The following is a 17550-nucleotide window of genomic DNA, read 5'->3' on the forward strand; positions in this document are numbered from 1 at the left end:
AATTCATGCTGAAGCCGGCATTTCCCGCTCTCGAAATATTTGCGCAGCTGCCTCCCGGAGGACTGCTGCTCACCCCCAACAACCGTTTGCGCAACCGCTGCCAACAGGTGTTTGCCGCGCAGCAGTCGCCCGGTGCCTGCTGGATGCCGCCGCCGGTGGAATCCCTGCGCAGCTGGCTGGACAAACTCTGGTTCCAGCTGCAACAGCGCAACTGGCAGCCCGCCTTGCAACAGGTATTGAATCGCGAGCAACGGCAGTTACTCTGGCAGCGCGCCCTGGATGAATCCCTGGATCGGCAACTGCTCAACAGCCAGCAACTGTGCCGGGATGCCGATAGCGCCCTGGCGCAGCTGCTCCAATGGCAGCTGATTTCCGATCTCTCGCAAATAGATGAAGCGCTGACTCCGCTTTTGGAGCAGTTCGCACTCTCTATGCGCAGCGACGAACTGCCGCTGTGCGCCATGATCAAGGCCTTTGCTGCTGAGCTTCAGGCCCACAGTGTTATCACACCAGATCAGCGTGATCAATTGATCCTACGCGCATTCCAGGAAGGCATTCTGGAACCCCTGCCGCAAATTGATACCGCCGGCTTTGCCCAGATTTCGCCCCTCGCCAATGCCCTGATTCACGCAGGTGCCGCAGCTGTAAATGAAAGGCCGGGAATCACCCAGCAGAGTGAACTATCCGTAGCCGCCTGCGCCAATTTGGATGAAGAGCTTTATCAGGCAGCCCTTTGGGCCGGGCAAAAGCTCGCCGGAAACCCCGGCCACAGCGTTGGCATAGTGGTGAATAATCTGGGCCAGTGCCGCGCCCAGGTGGAAGCGGTATTTTCCCGCGTGCTCGAACCTCAATACCTGGACCCGCAGCAACCGCGCTACACACTGCCGTTTAACTTCTCCGCCGGCACGCCCCTGGCGCAAACACCAGTCGGCAGCGCTGCGCTGCAATTGCTATCGCTACTGCAAGACGAATGGGATTACCCTCAATTGCAAAATATCCTGTTCAGCCCCTTCTGGGGTGACGACAGTGAAACCTGGCTGCGCAGCGCCCTATTCCGCCGCTTACAAAAACTGGAACTGCGCCGCATCGACGGCGCAACCCTGCGCTACTGGGCCGAGCGCACCGCAGAAGTCCTCCATTTGGAATCGCGGCAACTGCCCCGCCAGCTGGAACAAATGGCCGAACGCGCCCGGCGCTGGCAGCGAGCGCCCGCTGAAATTTGGGCCGCGCGCTTTTCCGAAACACTTAGCGCATTAAATTGGCCCGGCAGCCGCAACCCGGACAGCCAGGAATACCAGCAGCTGATGCAATGGGAGTCCATCCTGGAAGAGTTCGCCGCACTCAGCGCCTGCGGCGGCAACCTTACTCTCACCCAGGCCCTGCAATTGCTGCGTCAGATTGCCAGCCGCACCCCCTTCCAGGCGGAAACCCGCGATGGCCCTATGCAAATACTCGGGGTACTGGAAGCCGGCGGCCTCGCTTTCGATCACCTTCGCCTGGTCGGCTTCGGCCAACAACAGTGGCCGCCGGCACCGGCACCCAATCCGCTGCTGCCAATTCAATGGCAAAAACACTGGAAGATGCCCCGCGCCAGCGCTGAGCGGGAATTGGAACTGGCCCGAGAACTCACCGCCGACCTGCAGAATGCCAGCGGCGATATCGTCGTGAGTTACACCTGTGAAGAAGACGGTGTGCAGCAGGGACTGAGCAGCTTGTTTGAAAGCCCGCAACAAGCCCAGCACTTTGCCGAAGGCGCCCTGCACAATCACTACAGCCAACTGGCGCAAGCCTGCCAGCTGGAAAAAATCGAAGACAAAAAGCTACCGTCACTCACCCCCGCCGAATGCGAGCGGGTGCGCGGCGGTGCCTCGGTGCTCAAGGCCCAGGCCCTGTCCCCATTAAATGCGCAGTTGCGCTTCCGCCTCGGCGCCAGCAGTTTTACCCAACCGGATATCGGCCTCGGCCCCGCCGAGCGCGGTAATGTGGTGCACCAGGTGCTGGCGGAATTCTGGCAACAGTGCGGCACCCTCGCACAACTACAAGCCATGGACGACGAGCAACGCCAAGCGCAAATCGAGCGCGCGGTGGAACGGTCCCTCGGCAGTGTGCGCAAAAAATATAATCACCTGCCGATCGGATTTTGGGCCATGGAAAAGCAGCGCCTGGAGCGCCTGCTGCAACAATGGCTGTCCGTCGAACTGGACAGGCCCAATTTCTCCGTAGAAAAAGTCGAATGGGAACAAGCCGTGGAAATCGGCGGGCTGCACTTTAACCTGCGCCTGGACCGGCTGGACCAACTCGCCAGCGGCGAACAACTGGTAATCGATTACAAAACCGGCGTCCCCAGTATTCGCGACTGGCTTACCCAGCGTATCCGTGAACCCCAGCTACCGCTCTACGCCCTCTTCCAACCGGACGCCCACGCCATCGCCTTCGGCCAGGTGCGCAACGGCGACTGCAAATGGAATGGCTGCGGAGACCTGGAGCACCCCATTACCGGCATTAAAGCCGTGGGCGATACCGAAAAAGAATCCCCCTACGGCACCTGGAGCAATCTGGTGGAGCACTGGCGCTACAGCCTGGAATCCCTCGCCACCGAATATCGTAGTGGTGTAGCCACCCTCGCCTTTGATCGCCCCACCGATAACAACAGTGAACTCTGGCCCCTAAACCGCTGGCCGGAAAGGGAGCAAATAACCGAATGAACGAAGTCGTGACCACTCCCGCCCTGCGCCGACCCATCGATGCCGACGCCCGCAGCCAAGCCCTGGATATCAGCCGCAGCTTTGCCGTATCTGCCCCGGCGGGCTCCGGTAAAACCGGTCTGCTCACCCAGCGCGTTTTAAAGTTGCTCGCCGCCTGCCAGCAACCGGAAGAAGTGTTGGCCATTACCTTCACCCGCAAAGCCGCCGGTGAAATGCGCGAGCGCCTAATCGACGCCCTGCACAGCGCCCGCGACCAAGCCCGGCCAGATAATCCCCACGATGCCATCACCTGGGATTTAGCCCGCGCCCTGCTGGAGCGGGATCGCGAACTGGAATGGGAACTACTGCAAACACCCCAGCGCCTGCGTATTCAAACCATCGACGGCCTCTGCCGCAGCCTCGCCAGCCAACTGCCGATCGAAAGCGGCCTGGGCGCACCGGGTGAACCCCTGGAACGCACCCAAATCGCCTTTGAGCTGGCGGTGGTGAACTTGCTCAAACATCTCGATGGCGAAACCCCAGACGCAGACCTACAGCAACTACTGCTCCACCTGGACAACGACCTGGGCCAGCTCAATAAACTGCTGCGTATTTTGCTGGATAAGCGCGAGCAATGGCTCGGCCCACTTTTGAGCGTTAACTTCGATGGCGCCCAGGACTATTTCCATTTTGTTATCGACGAACTGGTGACAGAAAAGCTGCAAGACCTCACCACAGCCCTCGGCAGTTACGCCGGGGAACTGCTGGAGCTAGCCAGCTATGCCGGCGGCAATTTACAAAAGGAAAACCCCAGCCACGGCCTGTGCCTCTTCGCCGAACTGGACGACTTCCCCAGCACAGACAGCAGCGGTCTGCCCGCCTGGCTCGCCCTCGGCAGCCTGCTCCTCACCACCACCGGTGATCTGCGCAAAGGCGGCGGCATCAATAAAAAACTCGGTTTTGGCCTGCCGGATAAAAAAGATCCCGAGCGCCCCATCGCCGAAGAATACAAACAGCGCATGAAAGACCTGCTGGCAGAACTGGCCGGCAACGAACCACTGCTCTCCGCACTGCGAGAAGTAGGCAAGCTCCCCAGCGGACTGCAACAGAGCCAATGGCAACTGCTGCAAGGGCTCGCCCAGGTACTGCCCAAGTTAGTCGCAGAATTAAAGCTGGTCTTCCAGCAACTGGGCGCCACCGACTATACCGAAGTGGCCCAAGCCGCACTGATCGCCCTGGGCGATAGCGATAACCCCACAGACCTGGCCCTAAAACTGGACCTGCAAACCCAGCATATTCTGGTGGACGAGTTCCAGGACACCTCCCACACCCAGCTACAACTGCTGGAAAAACTCACTGCCGGCTGGCAACAGGGAGACGGCCGCACCCTATTTATTGTCGGCGACGGCATGCAATCCTGTTACGGCTTCCGCAATGCCAACGTGGGTATTTTCCTGGATGCACGCAAACGCGGTATCGGTGAAGTCCCCCTGGAAACCCTCGACCTACAAGTAAATTTCCGCTCCGAAAGCGCAGTGGTGAACTGGGTCAACGAGACTTTCCAAAGGGCCTTTCCGCAAGCGGACAATATCGGTCGCGGCGCCGTGCGCTATCTGCAATCCGAAGCGTTTAAAGGCAGCAAATGGGCCGAGCCCTCGGTGAACTTTTACGGCTGCATCGATGACGAAGACCGCAACCGCGAAGCCACCCAAGCAGTTGAACTGGTGCAGCAATTACAAGCGCAAGATCCGAAGAGCCGTATCGCCATTCTGGTGCGTAAGAAAAAGCATCTACAAAAGATTCTGCCGGCCCTAAGCGCAGCCAATATCGCCTTCCAGGCACCAGAGCTGGCGCCACTCGCCAGTAAAATGGTGGTGTTGGATTTACTCAGCCTCACCCGCGCCCTGCTCGACCCCAGCGATCGAATCAGCTGGCTGGCCGTACTTCGCGCCCCCTGGTGCGGACTGCAACTGCCAGACCTTTACACCCTGGCCAACTGGGGCAATGGGGATATCACCGTAACCGACACCAGCGCGCGCCCATTATTAATGGCCTTGCAAGAAGTAGACGATATCGCCCTGCTCAGCGACGAAGGGCGCACGCGCCTGGCCCAAGTGGCCCCCAAACTGCTGCACGCCTGGCAACAGCGCGGCCGCAAACCCCTACGCACCTGGATTGAAGGCCTCTGGCTGAAACTGGGCGGCCCCGCCACGGTAGCGCAAAAATCCGACCTGAATAATGTGCAGGATTTTCTACAATTATTAGAAGCCTTCGATACCGGCGGAGCCATTACTGACTGGCAACAATTCACCCTGGCCCTGGAACAGCTCTACGCCCGCCCCGCCCAAGATGCCAAAGTGCAGGTGATGACCATTCACAAATCCAAAGGGCTGGAGTTCGAACACGTACTGATCCCAGGCCTGGACCAAGGCGGCAAACCCGGCAGCGACCAACTGCTGCGCTGGAGCGAATGGCTCAACCGCGAAGGCGAAAGCCGCTTTCTGCTCGCTCCCAAAAATGCGCGCGGCGGCCGCGACCCGGTTTTTGAATACCTGAAGCACGACAACAGCGAACGCGAACGCCTGGAAGGCACCCGCCTGTTGTATGTAGGCTGCACCCGCGCCATCCGCTCGCTGCATCTTTTGGCCTGCATCAACCGGGATGAAAAAAAGGGCCACCTAAAAGCCCCCGGCAGCGCCGCCCTACTCGCCGGTATCTGGCCCAGTGTTTTGCACCACCAGGAAAGCGACTGGTGCCACTGGCTGGAAGCGGAAGAACCCCTGCTAAACCAGGACGAAGCCAGCAGAGATCACGACTACCTACTGCGCCTGCCCAGCCAATGGCAACCCCAAGCCATGCCCCGGCAGGAATGGCTGGCCCAGTACCGTATGCCAGACTACCAACCCAAAACTGAGGAAGAAGACAATATTCCCGAGCTGGGCCAGGTAGCCCTGCGCTGGCTCAAACACGCCGGCACCGTAGCCCACGAAACCCTCGCCACTATTGCCGAGACCAATATTAACGACTGGACACCCAGTAAACTGGAAGCCCAACGCCCCCTATGGCAACTGCGCCTGAAACAACTGGGACTATCCGCCACCAGCCTGGACCGCGCTGCTGAGAAAGTGGAGATCGCCGTACGCAACAGCCTCAACTGCCCCACCGGCCGCTGGCTATTGGACGGCTCACTAAGGGAATCCGCCTGCGAACTGGAACTCCACAGCGGCGGCCGACAGCTAAGGCGCTCCATTGTGGACCGCACCTTTATCGACAACGAAGGTACCCGCTGGATTGTCGACTACAAAACCGCAGAGCCCAGTGGTGAAGAAAGCCAGGAGGAATTTATTGCGGCTCAGCTGGAGCAGTATCGGAATCAGTTGGAGAATTACCGCAAGCTCTTTTATGCGCGGGGAGAGCGGAATATTCGGTGTGCTCTGTATTTTCCGTTGATGCAGAGGTTGGTGGAGTTGGGGTAGATTTAGTATTGGAACTTGAACTTTTTTTCCCTAAAAAAGTAGCGGAGAGCCACACTGGCAAATGAGCATCTATTGCTACTTTATCGAAATGTTGCTCTTCTACTCTAGGGAAAATGCGGAACGAGCTTTCAAAGAAGCCCAACTCAATTCTATTCAGTGGTGTGTTAGAGGTATGCCTCAGTACGTTTTTCGGGTCTTCCTGTTGCAACTGGAGCTTTTTGAAATGAGAGGGCAAGGTGCAGCTGTATTATTTACACCCTCCCCCTGGAGCACTCAAAGATAAGCCGTTTATAACCCTTCCGGCTTCTAGAGAAGATCTAATTGCGGAATACTATAAAGGCGAATTACCCAGCATAAAAAGCGCAGTGAGAAAACCAATAAACATCTGAGAAACATAAAGCCACTCTACATCTAAATACAGTTACCACCTATTTCTTCGCTGAATATTTTGTGTCACGGGATCATATATACTGCGGCTATAACTCCGTACAACAGCATTAGCCTTAACTGCATTGCCAATCTTTTCTCGGATCTTGACTATTGCTTTGTTTGAGGCGACGACTAACCACCCATTCGAACAGATGTCATCCATTTTGGGAGGTTGCCGGGAAATAGGGCCATCTTTCCAATAAATACTTTCAACCATTATTTCGCCCTCATGATTGACCCAACGAAAAAGCCCTTCCTCTGAAATAGACCACCCTAAAGAAAAGCCTATAGATGGATTTAACGCTAACCACTCAAGGCCTCCGTGATCAATGTATGAACCTGTACCATAAATTACCAGCGAAGGTTCATTAGTAGCAGTGATTTCAGGGTAATCAATGGCATACCAGTCCATCATGCTTGGAAATAAAGTAGCGGGTGACTTAACATCTACATCGCTATTCCATTTTGGATGACAGACTGTAGACATACGAATTTCAGTTGGCAAATTCCAATCTAACCAACTCCAGGTTGTTAGTTCACCAATGATTTGTTCCCCAGTTTCGATACTATCAACAAATTGTGTAAAACCTTGTTCAATATCTCCTAACCACTCATCGTGTTTGGGGGATATCTCTCGATCTTTTGCCTGAGGTACAGCAATGCACTCAGGTCGAACCCTGGGCTCAAGCGCCAACAACAATTCATCACTGCGTTTGAAAATAGCTTGCAGAAGATGTATTCCTTTGGGAGGTATTCGTCCTGCATCCCACAATTCGCATACCACATGAGAGAGTGCGAGCTTTGCCACTTTCGGTCGCAGCCTATGATAGGTCAGCTTGAGCCCAACCCCCTCCATCCAGTTTCTATAAGTTTCCTCTGCCTGTTTATTCCATTCATTCTCTGGAATCAAAGTTTTCATAAACTCAGAAACCCTGTAGGCCAGATTCTCAAATGGTACGTTTGACATATCAGCCACAAACTTCGCTTCAGTCAACAAAGGTCTAAGCAGCTCAACCGGATCATCAACATCAGGAAATGTTTCCCCTGGCCGGATGGCGGAAAAAGGTATAGCTTCCTTTCTATTACTTATTTCGGGTAACTCCAGTTCGTATACCAAGGGCAGCTTTGATCGCTCTTTCGGAGGTAATCTACCTTCGATTTCTAACCTATTAGACAAATCTAAGGCAAGCATCCTCACACTAAAGTCTTCCGACGCACAGAGTGAAGATATTTCATCTTCAAACTGAAGAACAAATCCCTTGAAATCATCCACCAAACTACTTAACAAAGACACCATTTTTATCTGTGTCAGTCCAACTTTGCCTATTCTATAAGCCATTTGCCTACGAACTTCTGGCCAATTCTCTTCAATTTTAGACATATTAACGATTGCCTGGTGGGCCATATTCCCTAACTCAGGAATGCCTACATCGAACATTTCGAATGCGAACTCAATGAGTAATCTGGCGTGGGCTTTCTCTTCAATGTCATCTGATAGTATCGGTGGTTTTTCGGCATCTTGTTCAAAATCGTCTAGCTGGTATACGTGATCTTTGATTTCCTTCCAAATAGGTAGTACGTCTTTATCCTCGAAGAGGATGTCGACAATCTCTTCCAAATTCAAAACTAGCCTGCTCGGGTATCGAAATTCACCAATATAATCATCCACCAAGCAAGCAATCGCTTTAGGCCGCCACTGTTTGGCATCTATTTCAACGAGAGCCTTAAATATCGATTGCCTAGAACCCCCATCCCAATGCAAATCCCAGCCTTTAGCGTCCGAGTTATCGAATAGATCTTCAAGCAGGTTGTTCGCCTTATCTATTTCACCGCGTGAAGACAGTGCGCCAGCAATGCATGAAATAACATTATTATCAGGCTGATGCGGCTTTAATAACTTATGAAGCTCGCCCAATTGATGGACGCTCATACCCACTAAAAATGGCTGAATCAAATTCACCCACCGAAAATAATCGACAGACTCTACAGATCGAAGAAGCTGAAATAGGCTTTCAGCAGAGTTTACTTTCAGCTGAGCTTCTTCATCTGTAAGTTTCTCGCCAGTATTTAATGTCAGAGAGGGTTCATGAGTAACATGTTTTTCTTGAGGTGTAGAAATCGCCATAGATGCATAAGGACTATTGTCCAACCCCGCTTCCCTGACGCCAAGCGCCACCCCCTCTAACCAAGAGTATCGATTTGAAGGTAATAGGTGTGTTCTGATAGATATGATTAGCTCTTCTACCTCTTCCGTCACGCCATCATCAGAAGACAAACAGAGGTGAGATACAAATTTTTTAGGCAGATCAGAAGGGTTGTACTCTTCGAAAGGAATCAGTAGCTTTCTCGCCGTCACAGATATTTCTTTAAAGGGGGGAGTAGAGCCATCAAGCATTCCAGAAAGCAGCCCTGTTAGACCCGGAACATAGTGGAGTCCTTTATGGTCGAATAACCATCTCAATAGCTTTAAACCATATTGTGGATTCCAACTCGTGGCAATAGCGATTAGATCAAGCCCTGCCTCTTGAGTGCCGCGACCATTTCCCGACTGTTCCAAATTTACTAACGCCAAAGAGAATTGACATATTTCATCGTAGGCCAAATCAGGATATTGGTTAACCAACCTACCCAGCCACGATACCCAATGAGAGAACTGCCTATCTTTTCTATGGTGTATTCCAAAAGATCCCATAAAGACCTTTGGCACCAGACTACTCGATCGACCAGTCTCGCCAATCTTTGACCAAATTATAGAAAGTTCATAGTACTCAGATATTTTGGAGTGAATTTCGTCGAAACCGGGTATCTCTTCTTCGATTTGATTGAGAACGTCAACCAAACCATCCCTACCATACCCTTCTTTATACAAAGTGAAAGCGATTTCTCTTCGCCAGCTAGTCGGCCAATATCGCCTATCCCAATCTTTTCTAAAAGCATCAGCCAAGGCTAAAATACAATCCTGCCCGTGCTGAGATGTAGCCCTTATTACGAAGTTAAAGTAATCTACAGCCGCTGATTCAAACTCATACCACCCAGTCCAATTTCTTGTTTGACTATACGGCTTTCGGAACAAATCAAATGATGGCTTTATTTCTTGAACGATAAGACTTGGCAGTAGCTTCTCTCCAGCCCAACCTCGCCCCCAAATGCTTGAAAACCTGACTAAGGCACGTTCAAATAAGACATTTCCTGTGTATCTTTCGTCACTTTCTTTTGGAACCACCTTAACTGGGTCAACATCTTGACCTAACGCTGCCAGTAATCTATTAAACCGAATTCTATCTGCGAACGGGCTTAAGTTCTTCCATTGGCCGTGAAAGCCATACTTATACAGTTTTGGCTGTTCTGAATTTTCAAACCACTTTTTAGTTTCCTCTACTCTTCCGTTGGTTCTGTAATCCAACTCAGCAACCAACAACCTTTCTGAAAACTCCAAATCATCGCCTTCATTTTCAGACCAATCAATAACTGTCTTGAATGCGGTGCCTATCAAAGCCGATGGATATTGGCTAATACATATGGAGAAGCATAAATCTAAGAGACTATCAAAGTGCTCTATTTTTCCTGACAAGAAAGAGAAAAGCTCACCTATTTTTCTTTCGTCTTTTGTTTCGTAAACACCATTGATCAACCGTTTCATTAAGTGAGTGTGAAGGTCTTCATCATCTCTACTCCATGACCCCGCATCATCATCTTTATACTTCGTCTGGTGTATAGTCGATACAATATCGCCTAGCGGCATGAAATAATGAGCCACATCAGCCCATCGCTTCAAATCTTGAGATCCACCATGATGAGGATCAACTCTATCCCCACCTGACAAATAACTTAGTGGCTCGGCAGATTCAAAAACTCTTTTAGCTTCACTAAAGAACCCGTTCTCAGCAAGGACTTTAGAAAACATGAGAGCTTCAGAATCACTTACCCCGAGCAACTCCCCATCGAACATATAATTAAGCGCTGAACTTATCCCCTCAGATGAAAACAAGAGATTAAGTACATCTACTTCATTGAGGGCGTCTCCTCGTTCTCTAAGTTCACACTCAATTAAGATACACCTCACTACCGCAAGTGGGTCATTTAGCTCCTTCGCTGACAATAGGACAGCATCAATGTCATCTGTCACACTCGAAATATTCCGAAGACTAAAGAACTGCTCTCTAAAATAGCCTTGCGTCCCTGCATCAATGACAGCTTCCATCTGCTGAGAATTAAAAAGATGGTAAACAGCCTCCCATCGCATTGGATCGCTATCAGATGATTGGAGACAGTGCTCAGCCAACACCTTGTGATATTCTATATTTTTTGAATCATCAAAATTTCCAAATAGATTTCGGCTAGTTTTATCCAAAATAAACTGCCTAAAACTGTTATGGAAAAATCGCCAACTTACATCACTATCCTTCTTAAAGTAATGTGATGCACTCGAAATAAACTCGCGAATGGTTGAGTGGTCTGACCATTTATCAAGAACCTGAGTATTTAATGGCACTCTCAATCTTGATAACAACGCAAGCAAATCAACAAGGTTCTGGTTACCCTCTATTTGCCTCCAATAAACCGAGTAACTTTGCTCAATATGCCCTTGGTAAAGAGGGAACTCATCAACAACCTCATCAAAATTTCTATCCGAACTGCCGGTGATAAACTGCAGTAAATAAACCAAAGACAGTGGATGCCCCAACGATTTTTCGAAAATCTTCCTTTTATTATCATCTGTTAGTTTGGTACAACCTGGCCATTCGTTTATGGCCGCATAGACGTTTGGCCGAGTTAGAGGGGATATGACAATGGTTCTGCCTTCATATCTGACATGCTCTTTTATCATGTCAGAGAGGTCGTCCAACTCTAACGTCTGACTCCCAAGAATAAATATCACGCCCTCAGGCACAGTGTTAGGAGAGGGTAAATCTGACAACAAGCTCTGTAGCGGATTTTGCTCTCGCTGGATGTGGTCTAAACCATCTACCATAACAATGGTGACTACGTCATCATTTTTCCATTTTTCGTGGGCTTGCTGAAGTTGCTCCCCAAACAAGGACAGATATTCCTCCCTTGATCCAGGCTGCCCAGAACTTTCACCACGAAAACCGTGATTTCTTAGCGACAAGGTGATATCGTGAAGAAACGTAGTCGCTTCACCACGCCCTTGGTACGTGCTATCTGGAACATACGCATAATATCTAACTAACTTATATCCCGATTTATATTTTAAAGTATGGGTAAGCGTTGTTGACTTTCCCGAACCAGGACTTCCTAGCAATGCAATATAGCCTTGCTTGGTTTCTGACAAAACATCAGATATAGAACTAACAGTTTCTTCAATTTCTTGATAAGTTTGATCGATAGGGAATTCGTGAACAAACTTATACTTAAATCTATGGGTCCATGCCAACCTATCCAACATATCATCTTTAGATAGTTCAATAATTCGACGCTCACCTCCAGCCATTTGCGTTAGGAGGTTGAATATTTTTCCAATATCCTCTTGTTTTCTTGCTTGCCCCTGATTAGTTACAGGAATGTCGGCTGGCCGTTTATAGTTGAATTCAAGTTCACAACAACGAATAAATATCAAAAATCGATCATCGTTAAACCCAGATCTACGCTGTAGATCCATCAATGCCTTCTTCCAGCACGCGGCGGCATTATCAAGGCCCGTTTCGCACCATGATCTATCGAACCAGCACTCTTTTAAAAATGCTTGAAAGTGAGCATGTTGGGGTGGTGTTTCGCCCACAGGAATTTCGGCTATAGGGTTTGAGCTAGGTACTAACTTGTGAAGCAAATGGACCTTTACTGTTCTTTCTTTGTAACTCTCATTTAGGTCTGCCCACCCTTCTGTAAGCTGCCTGAAAAGGCTAAGTTTTTTACCTTCCTTTTTTGTAGTACTATCTCTTACAAAATCGGCATAACTTATTGCTTTAGTATATTCCGCCCACTTCACCTGATACGCATCAAGCTTACCTGTAGTCGCTATAAGTATGTCATCCAAGCTTCCTGCATCTGGGTCAGCTACTCGAAACCACTCTAGACTTCCATCAAGCAAAGCTTCATATATTAAGCTTGCCGCTATTTCATACTGCGGCACATAACCTAACATTGCTGTACGCTCACCATCCCCGGAGTTAGTACTCATAACAGCTAATTAGCTCCTTTAGCTATTTATCTTTGTTTTTTATGCTTATCAATTTGCAATTACCAATGCAGATATTGCCGCAGCACCTAGTAGCAACAAACCAGTATTTGATTTCTTCTCGGTCTCTACAGCTATACCATTCTTTATCGCGTTATCTAAGGTTTGCTCAATACTGGCCGTCACTTCTGCCATAGACACACCATAGCGCCTCGACAACTCAAAAAGCTGCTCCATGCTTAGCGAATAATCGCCTTTCTCTAACCTAGATAAGCTGGAAGGCCCTAAGCTCAAGCCATCCACTGCTTCGCTCTGATTCAAACCAGCAGCTTTACGATAGTGAGCCAACACAGCCCCAACCACCTGATCAAACACAACTCCAGATTGCAAATTGACAACACCGTAGAGCTAGTAATTTGCTAATTTAGCAATTTTAATATTTTAATATTTTATCAATTATGAGAAATTGTAATGTTACAGGTAGTTGTTGTCTATATAGGGCTGTACAAGCACTGGGTGCGTATGTCCGATAGAACGAGGGATGGCAAGCCAATGCTGATATCCAACACTTGGCGAAATGGCAAGGTTAAGGAAGAGTCGTGGGATCAAGTCGTCGGCAATTGGAAATTTGAAGTTCACGATATTGAGATAAGCACAGCACCGAGCTTAATACTTGCCAAAGCGAGAAGCTGTATCAACAGGGTTAAATACGATCTTTTTTAATACAACTAGGCATCCCCTCCTTTGCATCGAAAGGAGATCCATATATGGATCGAAAACGAACAAAAAGTGGGTAGTAGAGATGATGAGAACGGATTCACAATGAAAGGAGCCGAGCCCCCCCCTCCCCTTTTTTATCGTCATAGTGGCATCTTTGAGAGCACACTATCTCCACACGTATCAGAATGCAGCTTCCCAGGCTCTATAAGTGAAAAATCAACACTAGCTAGAATGATCAGCCGAGTTCACTATATAGCTAGCGTTGCTGCTATCTTTTTACACTAACTTTTATCAGTTACCTTTTCCCATTCATCTTAATATCCGACTGAACGAAAATAGGTCATCAACGTAAAGAGCAATTCTGGGCACCCACCAATTATAAAATATAATCCCCAGCCATATCGACTAAAGCATTAACCAGCACCAAATACGGGAGCACAATAAGCAACTAAGGAAACCAGCCTTTCAGCACAGAAACTTAGAGAAATATAGGCGCGTAAATTTTCTTATTGGAATATATTAAGTTTTATTCAGTGTCACAGCTAAGTAGAATTGATAAATGTCTATCAGTATGGCGGGTTGCGATCAAGAAAATTTCTACGGTCGCTGTCCTCTAGCAAAGATCCCGAAATTTCTGAAGAGTCCATACTTTCAACGAGAGAACCACAGCGTGAATTAAGAATAGAGAAAAGGCGCTGACCCAAGGTGCTGCAACACCAGGGGCCAGCTAACCAAATTGATAGAACAAGTATCAAGATGGCTGTATGCATACTACGCTAGAAACCCGCTCGTCTTCAATAAAGTGGAGCACAATCAGCAGCTTGGAGCGATTCTCCAAGCTCTGGGAGCCTAGCGCCCGCCTTTTCCTATTCTGCGCCCACCGCCCCCGCGGCCCACCCCACTCTCCTATCAAGTATCCCTTACCAAGCTTCCCCACCAAGGAATGCCCACCCACAGTTTGAGTATCGGTAGGAAGAAAACATGTTGATCCTAAAGCGCCGAACAGGCGAGAACCTAAGAATTGGAACAAATGTCTCAATCACAGTACTGGAAGTGAAGGGAAATCAAGTAAAGATAGGCATCCGCGCCCCCAAATCCCTTCCCGTCCATCGAGAAGAGATCTTTGTGCGTATCAAAAGAGAACAAAAAGTAGGCAATGGAAGGCGTTGAGGGAAGGTTCTCCAAGGAAGGAGGCTACACCTCAATAAAGACGCTATTAATAGCTAGTTATCTTCGAGGTATAGGGCAGTGAACTTAAACAGCCCTCTTCACAACTACAAAAAGTCACCTCTCCACAGAAAGGTAAAAGTCAACACAAATTGGATCGAACAAGCAGTATAACTAGCTCGCAGAAAACTAAGGTCATTTTTCAACCTATTCTTCTTCATCACTACGATCTATTAGGTTTTCCGGTGAGCCCAAAGTGCTATCTTTTTCAAGCTCTTCCTTAATGTCTTCGGGAAGTGACTTGAACAACTCTTTTGCCCTCTCTTCGGCTTTCTTTTTTGCCTGTTCGTATCTTTCTTTATCGTTCATAAGTCTCTTACCAGATAATGTGGATTGCCTTTCTTTGAACCAACCAATTTAAACCCACCATGAGACATATAGTACTTAATGAGCTTGTCATTCATAGGCTCCATGATGCGAATTTTCTTTGCACCAATTAGATCCCCATAAATTTCATACGCCAATAGAGAAATACTGAACATTTCACCGGCGTATGGACAATTCTTAGGGGCTCTCTCTATAAAATCTAAACGCATTTCGGTGCCCTTGAATGTAGGGCGACCAAGGGACATTGAACATAGAGTATTTCCCAACCAAACTGACATATCGAATGACTTCGGGTAGAAAATCTTATAGCTCCGGGAAAATTCCCAATTCCATAAAACCTTTCGTTCAGCGGTATCCTTCCAAGCCTGGAAAGCATTTAAGGTTTTGTGATCTATACCTTCAACATTTAGAACGCCCTTCAGGTTTCCGGGCAAACTTTCTTTTGCTATATCTCTGCTTGCGCTCGAAATACATCATACCGCTCTAACGTTTCCTTATGTGACGGTTGCATTTCTTCTCCTTGAATCTGCCTGTTGAGATCCGCCTTTAGCTGTCACTGAAGGCAGTATTTTCCCGGTTCATTGCGATCCGACCAATCATGGACGTTAATAAGTGAAAGCCCGATATGGATGGGTAATGATAACGCGAATGACCATTTGAGCCTAGCGCCCGCCTTTTCCTATTCTGCGCCCACCGCCCCCGCGCCCCACCCCACTCTTCCACCAAGTATCACTTACCAAGCTTCCCCACCAAGGAATGCCCACCCATTGCTTGAGTATCGGCAGGAGAAAACATGTTGATCCTAAAGCGCCGAACAGGCGAGAACCTAATAATTGGAATGGGTGTTTCGATCACAACACTAAAAGTGAAGGGAAATTAAGTAAAGACAGGTATCCCCCCCTATCCGCCGTGAAGAGATCTATGTACAACTCAATAACTAACAAAAAACAAGCAATGGAAGACATTAAGGGCAGATTCTCCAAGGAAGGAGGCGCTCGTACTTGCTCAATAGAAGTTTAAACTGATTCTTAAGTGGTATTTTGAACCGATTCCGCTAGCTCATGCCTGTAATTATTGCTCCTGTATTGGCTAGCCATCCCATTTTCAGATTGCTAAACCCAAGGGCCAACTGAAGCAGCACAGCCTCAATTGACAGTTCATGCTCATCTATTAAATTTCTTTTTGCCGGACATAACTATGCCCACTTTGTGGAAAGTAGACAATCTCATTTGTTTTTTTATTAAAAGCGGCACAGTTTCTTGAACCGCAATAAAGGTACAATAGCTCCTTTTTCGCGCCGTTAATTTGCACTATCACTCTACTGTTTTTATCAGTCTTGATATTTTGCAAAATTTTTCTTGCCTCTTGCACACCCTTCTTTTCAAAATGAGCCATCCCCATGATAAAAATAACTACCCCAATGAGGATGGACCATGAATTTTTATATTTTCTTTCATATTTTAAAACAAGAGGCCTACTCTTTTTGGTCGGCAATTTGATCTTTTTTTTAAAATTAACTATATTCCTTGCGCTTGCAGTGTCTTTATTTACATATTCACTAAGGCAAATTTTGTACAATGAATAAAAAGTCACCAAGCCTGCCGCCACTAACGGAACATATAGTATGGTCCATATATTGAGAATCATTCCATGATATAGAATTTGATGAAAGTTTCTGTCCAGGATCTCTCCATCCAAATCTAAGAATTGAAAGAATCCGTGTGTAAACGCCGTGCTAGCCGAGTAAAGAAATGCTGTAATACAAGCTAAAATAACTGCACTATCTAGAAACTTAATAGTTCGCCTCCCTTAAATATATTGATTAACCTAAAACTTATTTACACCACTCCTCACTATAACTTTAAAAGCAACTCAATCAAAGTACCTAGATAGATTAATTAAATGCTTGTGGCTGGTGTATTTGTCCAGTCAAAATCCTGCCCTCTCCAAATTAGGCAAAAAATAGGGGCCGTACCTACCCACGGCTTGAATTCCAAAGGGAAGTAAATAGGTTGGCCATAAAGCACCGAACCGACGAAAGCTCATAAATTGGAACAAATATCCTAGCTGCTGTACTGGAAATGGAAAGCAATCAAGAAAAGATAGGCATCCATGCCCCCAAATCTTGTAAGCGATCAAGCAACCTCATCTAAAAATCAGCCAACTTTTCTCTACTCTCCTGATTTTCAATAATCAGGAGTTCTCAATGAACCCCCAGAGAAAATCCGAATTTTGGAGGAGCATATCAGTGCCAGGAACAACAGCGATTTTCCCAGACAGTATATTGTCAACAACACGATCTGAAACCCAGAACCTATACTTATTGGCACAGCAAGCAGAGCAAGCGACGACCCAAGTTGATCCCGGTGACTATAGCGGCTTTTCAGGCTTCTGTTGATTTGACCTTGCCCGATAGCATTCAGATGCAGCTGCCGGTCTCTGAGCTGGCACCTCCTGCGGGAGCAACATTGATGCTACGCCCAAAACAATCCGCTCATAGGTTCCTCAGGTACTGAACTCAGATTTCCGTTACTGAAATGTTCAGATCCAG

The 17550-nt window shown here is 48.2% G+C and carries 10 protein-coding genes and 1 pseudogene; 6 read left to right on the forward strand and 5 right to left on the reverse strand.

The window, feature by feature from the left end:
- Nucleotides 1-5: 5 nt before the first annotated feature.
- Together ACJJIY_RS17320 and ACJJIY_RS17325 are read left to right on the forward strand one after the other, a co-directional pair.
- Nucleotides 6-2705, forward strand: coding sequence for a PD-(D/E)XK nuclease family protein (locus ACJJIY_RS17320; RefSeq protein ID WP_445358481.1), 2700 nt, complete (start codon nt 6-8; stop codon nt 2703-2705).
- Nucleotides 2702-6160 (forward strand): UvrD-helicase domain-containing protein, encoded by a 3459-nt coding sequence (locus ACJJIY_RS17325; protein ID WP_445358482.1) that lies wholly within the window; start codon nt 2702-2704, stop codon nt 6158-6160. Before ACJJIY_RS17320 ends, ACJJIY_RS17325 begins: the two co-directional genes overlap by 4 nt.
- A 421-nt stretch (nt 6161-6581) precedes the next feature.
- On the opposite strand, the gene ACJJIY_RS17330 is transcribed toward ACJJIY_RS17325, so the two are convergent.
- Both ACJJIY_RS17330 and ACJJIY_RS17335 read right to left on the reverse strand, forming a co-directional pair.
- Nucleotides 6582-12728 carry an NACHT domain-containing protein gene (locus tag ACJJIY_RS17330; RefSeq protein WP_445358483.1) on the reverse strand — a complete coding sequence of 2049 codons (6147 nt, stop codon included), beginning with the start codon at nt 12726-12728 and terminating at the stop codon, nt 6582-6584.
- Between the two features lie 48 nt (nt 12729-12776).
- A complete protein-coding gene (locus tag ACJJIY_RS17335; protein ID WP_445358484.1) occupies nt 12777-13115 on the reverse strand; it encodes a helix-turn-helix domain-containing protein in 339 nt (112 codons plus the stop codon).
- An 81-nt stretch (nt 13116-13196) separates the two neighbouring features.
- Between ACJJIY_RS17335 and ACJJIY_RS17340 the strand changes: the two genes are divergently transcribed.
- Both ACJJIY_RS17340 and csrA read left to right on the forward strand, forming a co-directional pair.
- Nucleotides 13197-13448 (forward strand): hypothetical protein, encoded by a 252-nt coding sequence (locus ACJJIY_RS17340; RefSeq protein ID WP_445358485.1) that lies wholly within the window; start codon nt 13197-13199, stop codon nt 13446-13448.
- Between the two features lie 978 nt (nt 13449-14426).
- Nucleotides 14427-14615: a carbon storage regulator CsrA gene (gene csrA / locus ACJJIY_RS17345; RefSeq protein ID WP_445358486.1), complete on the forward strand. Its 189-nt coding sequence runs from the start codon at nt 14427-14429 to the stop codon at nt 14613-14615.
- 204 nt (nt 14616-14819) lie between these two features.
- On the opposite strand, the gene ACJJIY_RS17350 is transcribed toward csrA, so the two are convergent.
- Nucleotides 14820-14981, reverse strand: coding sequence for a hypothetical protein (locus ACJJIY_RS17350; protein WP_444897101.1), 162 nt, complete (start codon nt 14979-14981; stop codon nt 14820-14822).
- Nucleotides 14978-15433, reverse strand: coding sequence for a hypothetical protein (locus ACJJIY_RS17355; protein ID WP_444917025.1), 456 nt, complete (start codon nt 15431-15433; stop codon nt 14978-14980). Before ACJJIY_RS17355 ends, ACJJIY_RS17350 begins: the two co-directional genes overlap by 4 nt.
- A gap of 359 nt (nt 15434-15792) precedes the next feature.
- Here ACJJIY_RS17355 and ACJJIY_RS17360 point away from each other — a divergent pair.
- Nucleotides 15793-15876: pseudogene (locus ACJJIY_RS17360) on the forward strand (carbon storage regulator); the annotation flags it as partial.
- A gap of 293 nt (nt 15877-16169) precedes the next feature.
- On the opposite strand, the gene ACJJIY_RS17365 reads toward ACJJIY_RS17360, so the two are convergent.
- Complete coding sequence (locus tag ACJJIY_RS17365) at nt 16170-16607, reverse strand: hypothetical protein (RefSeq protein WP_445358487.1); 438 nt, start codon at nt 16605-16607, stop codon at nt 16170-16172.
- A 692-nt stretch (nt 16608-17299) separates the two neighbouring features.
- On the opposite strand from ACJJIY_RS17365, the gene ACJJIY_RS17370 reads away from it, so the two are divergent.
- Nucleotides 17300-17515, forward strand: coding sequence for a hypothetical protein (locus tag ACJJIY_RS17370; RefSeq protein ID WP_445359678.1), 216 nt, complete (start codon nt 17300-17302; stop codon nt 17513-17515).
- The last annotated feature ends 35 nt before the right edge of the window (nt 17516-17550 follow it).

Source organism: Microbulbifer maximicatervae (SeqCode) (assembly GCF_052468155.1).

Coding starts and splice junctions, on each gene's coding strand:
- ACJJIY_RS17340 (WP_445358485.1), top strand. CDS start 13,197: ATGTTACAGGTAGTTGTTGTCTATATAGGGCTGTACAAGCACTGGGTG.
- ACJJIY_RS17320 (WP_445358481.1), top strand. CDS start 6: ATGCTGAAGCCGGCATTTCCCGCTCTCGAAATATTTGCGCAGCTGCCT.
- csrA (WP_445358486.1), top strand. CDS start 14,427: ATGTTGATCCTAAAGCGCCGAACAGGCGAGAACCTAAGAATTGGAACA.
- ACJJIY_RS17350 (WP_444897101.1), bottom strand. CDS start 14,981: ATGAACGATAAAGAAAGATACGAACAGGCAAAAAAGAAAGCCGAAGAG.
- ACJJIY_RS17330 (WP_445358483.1), bottom strand. CDS start 12,728: ATGAGTACTAACTCCGGGGATGGTGAGCGTACAGCAATGTTAGGTTAT.
- ACJJIY_RS17325 (WP_445358482.1), top strand. CDS start 2,702: ATGAACGAAGTCGTGACCACTCCCGCCCTGCGCCGACCCATCGATGCC.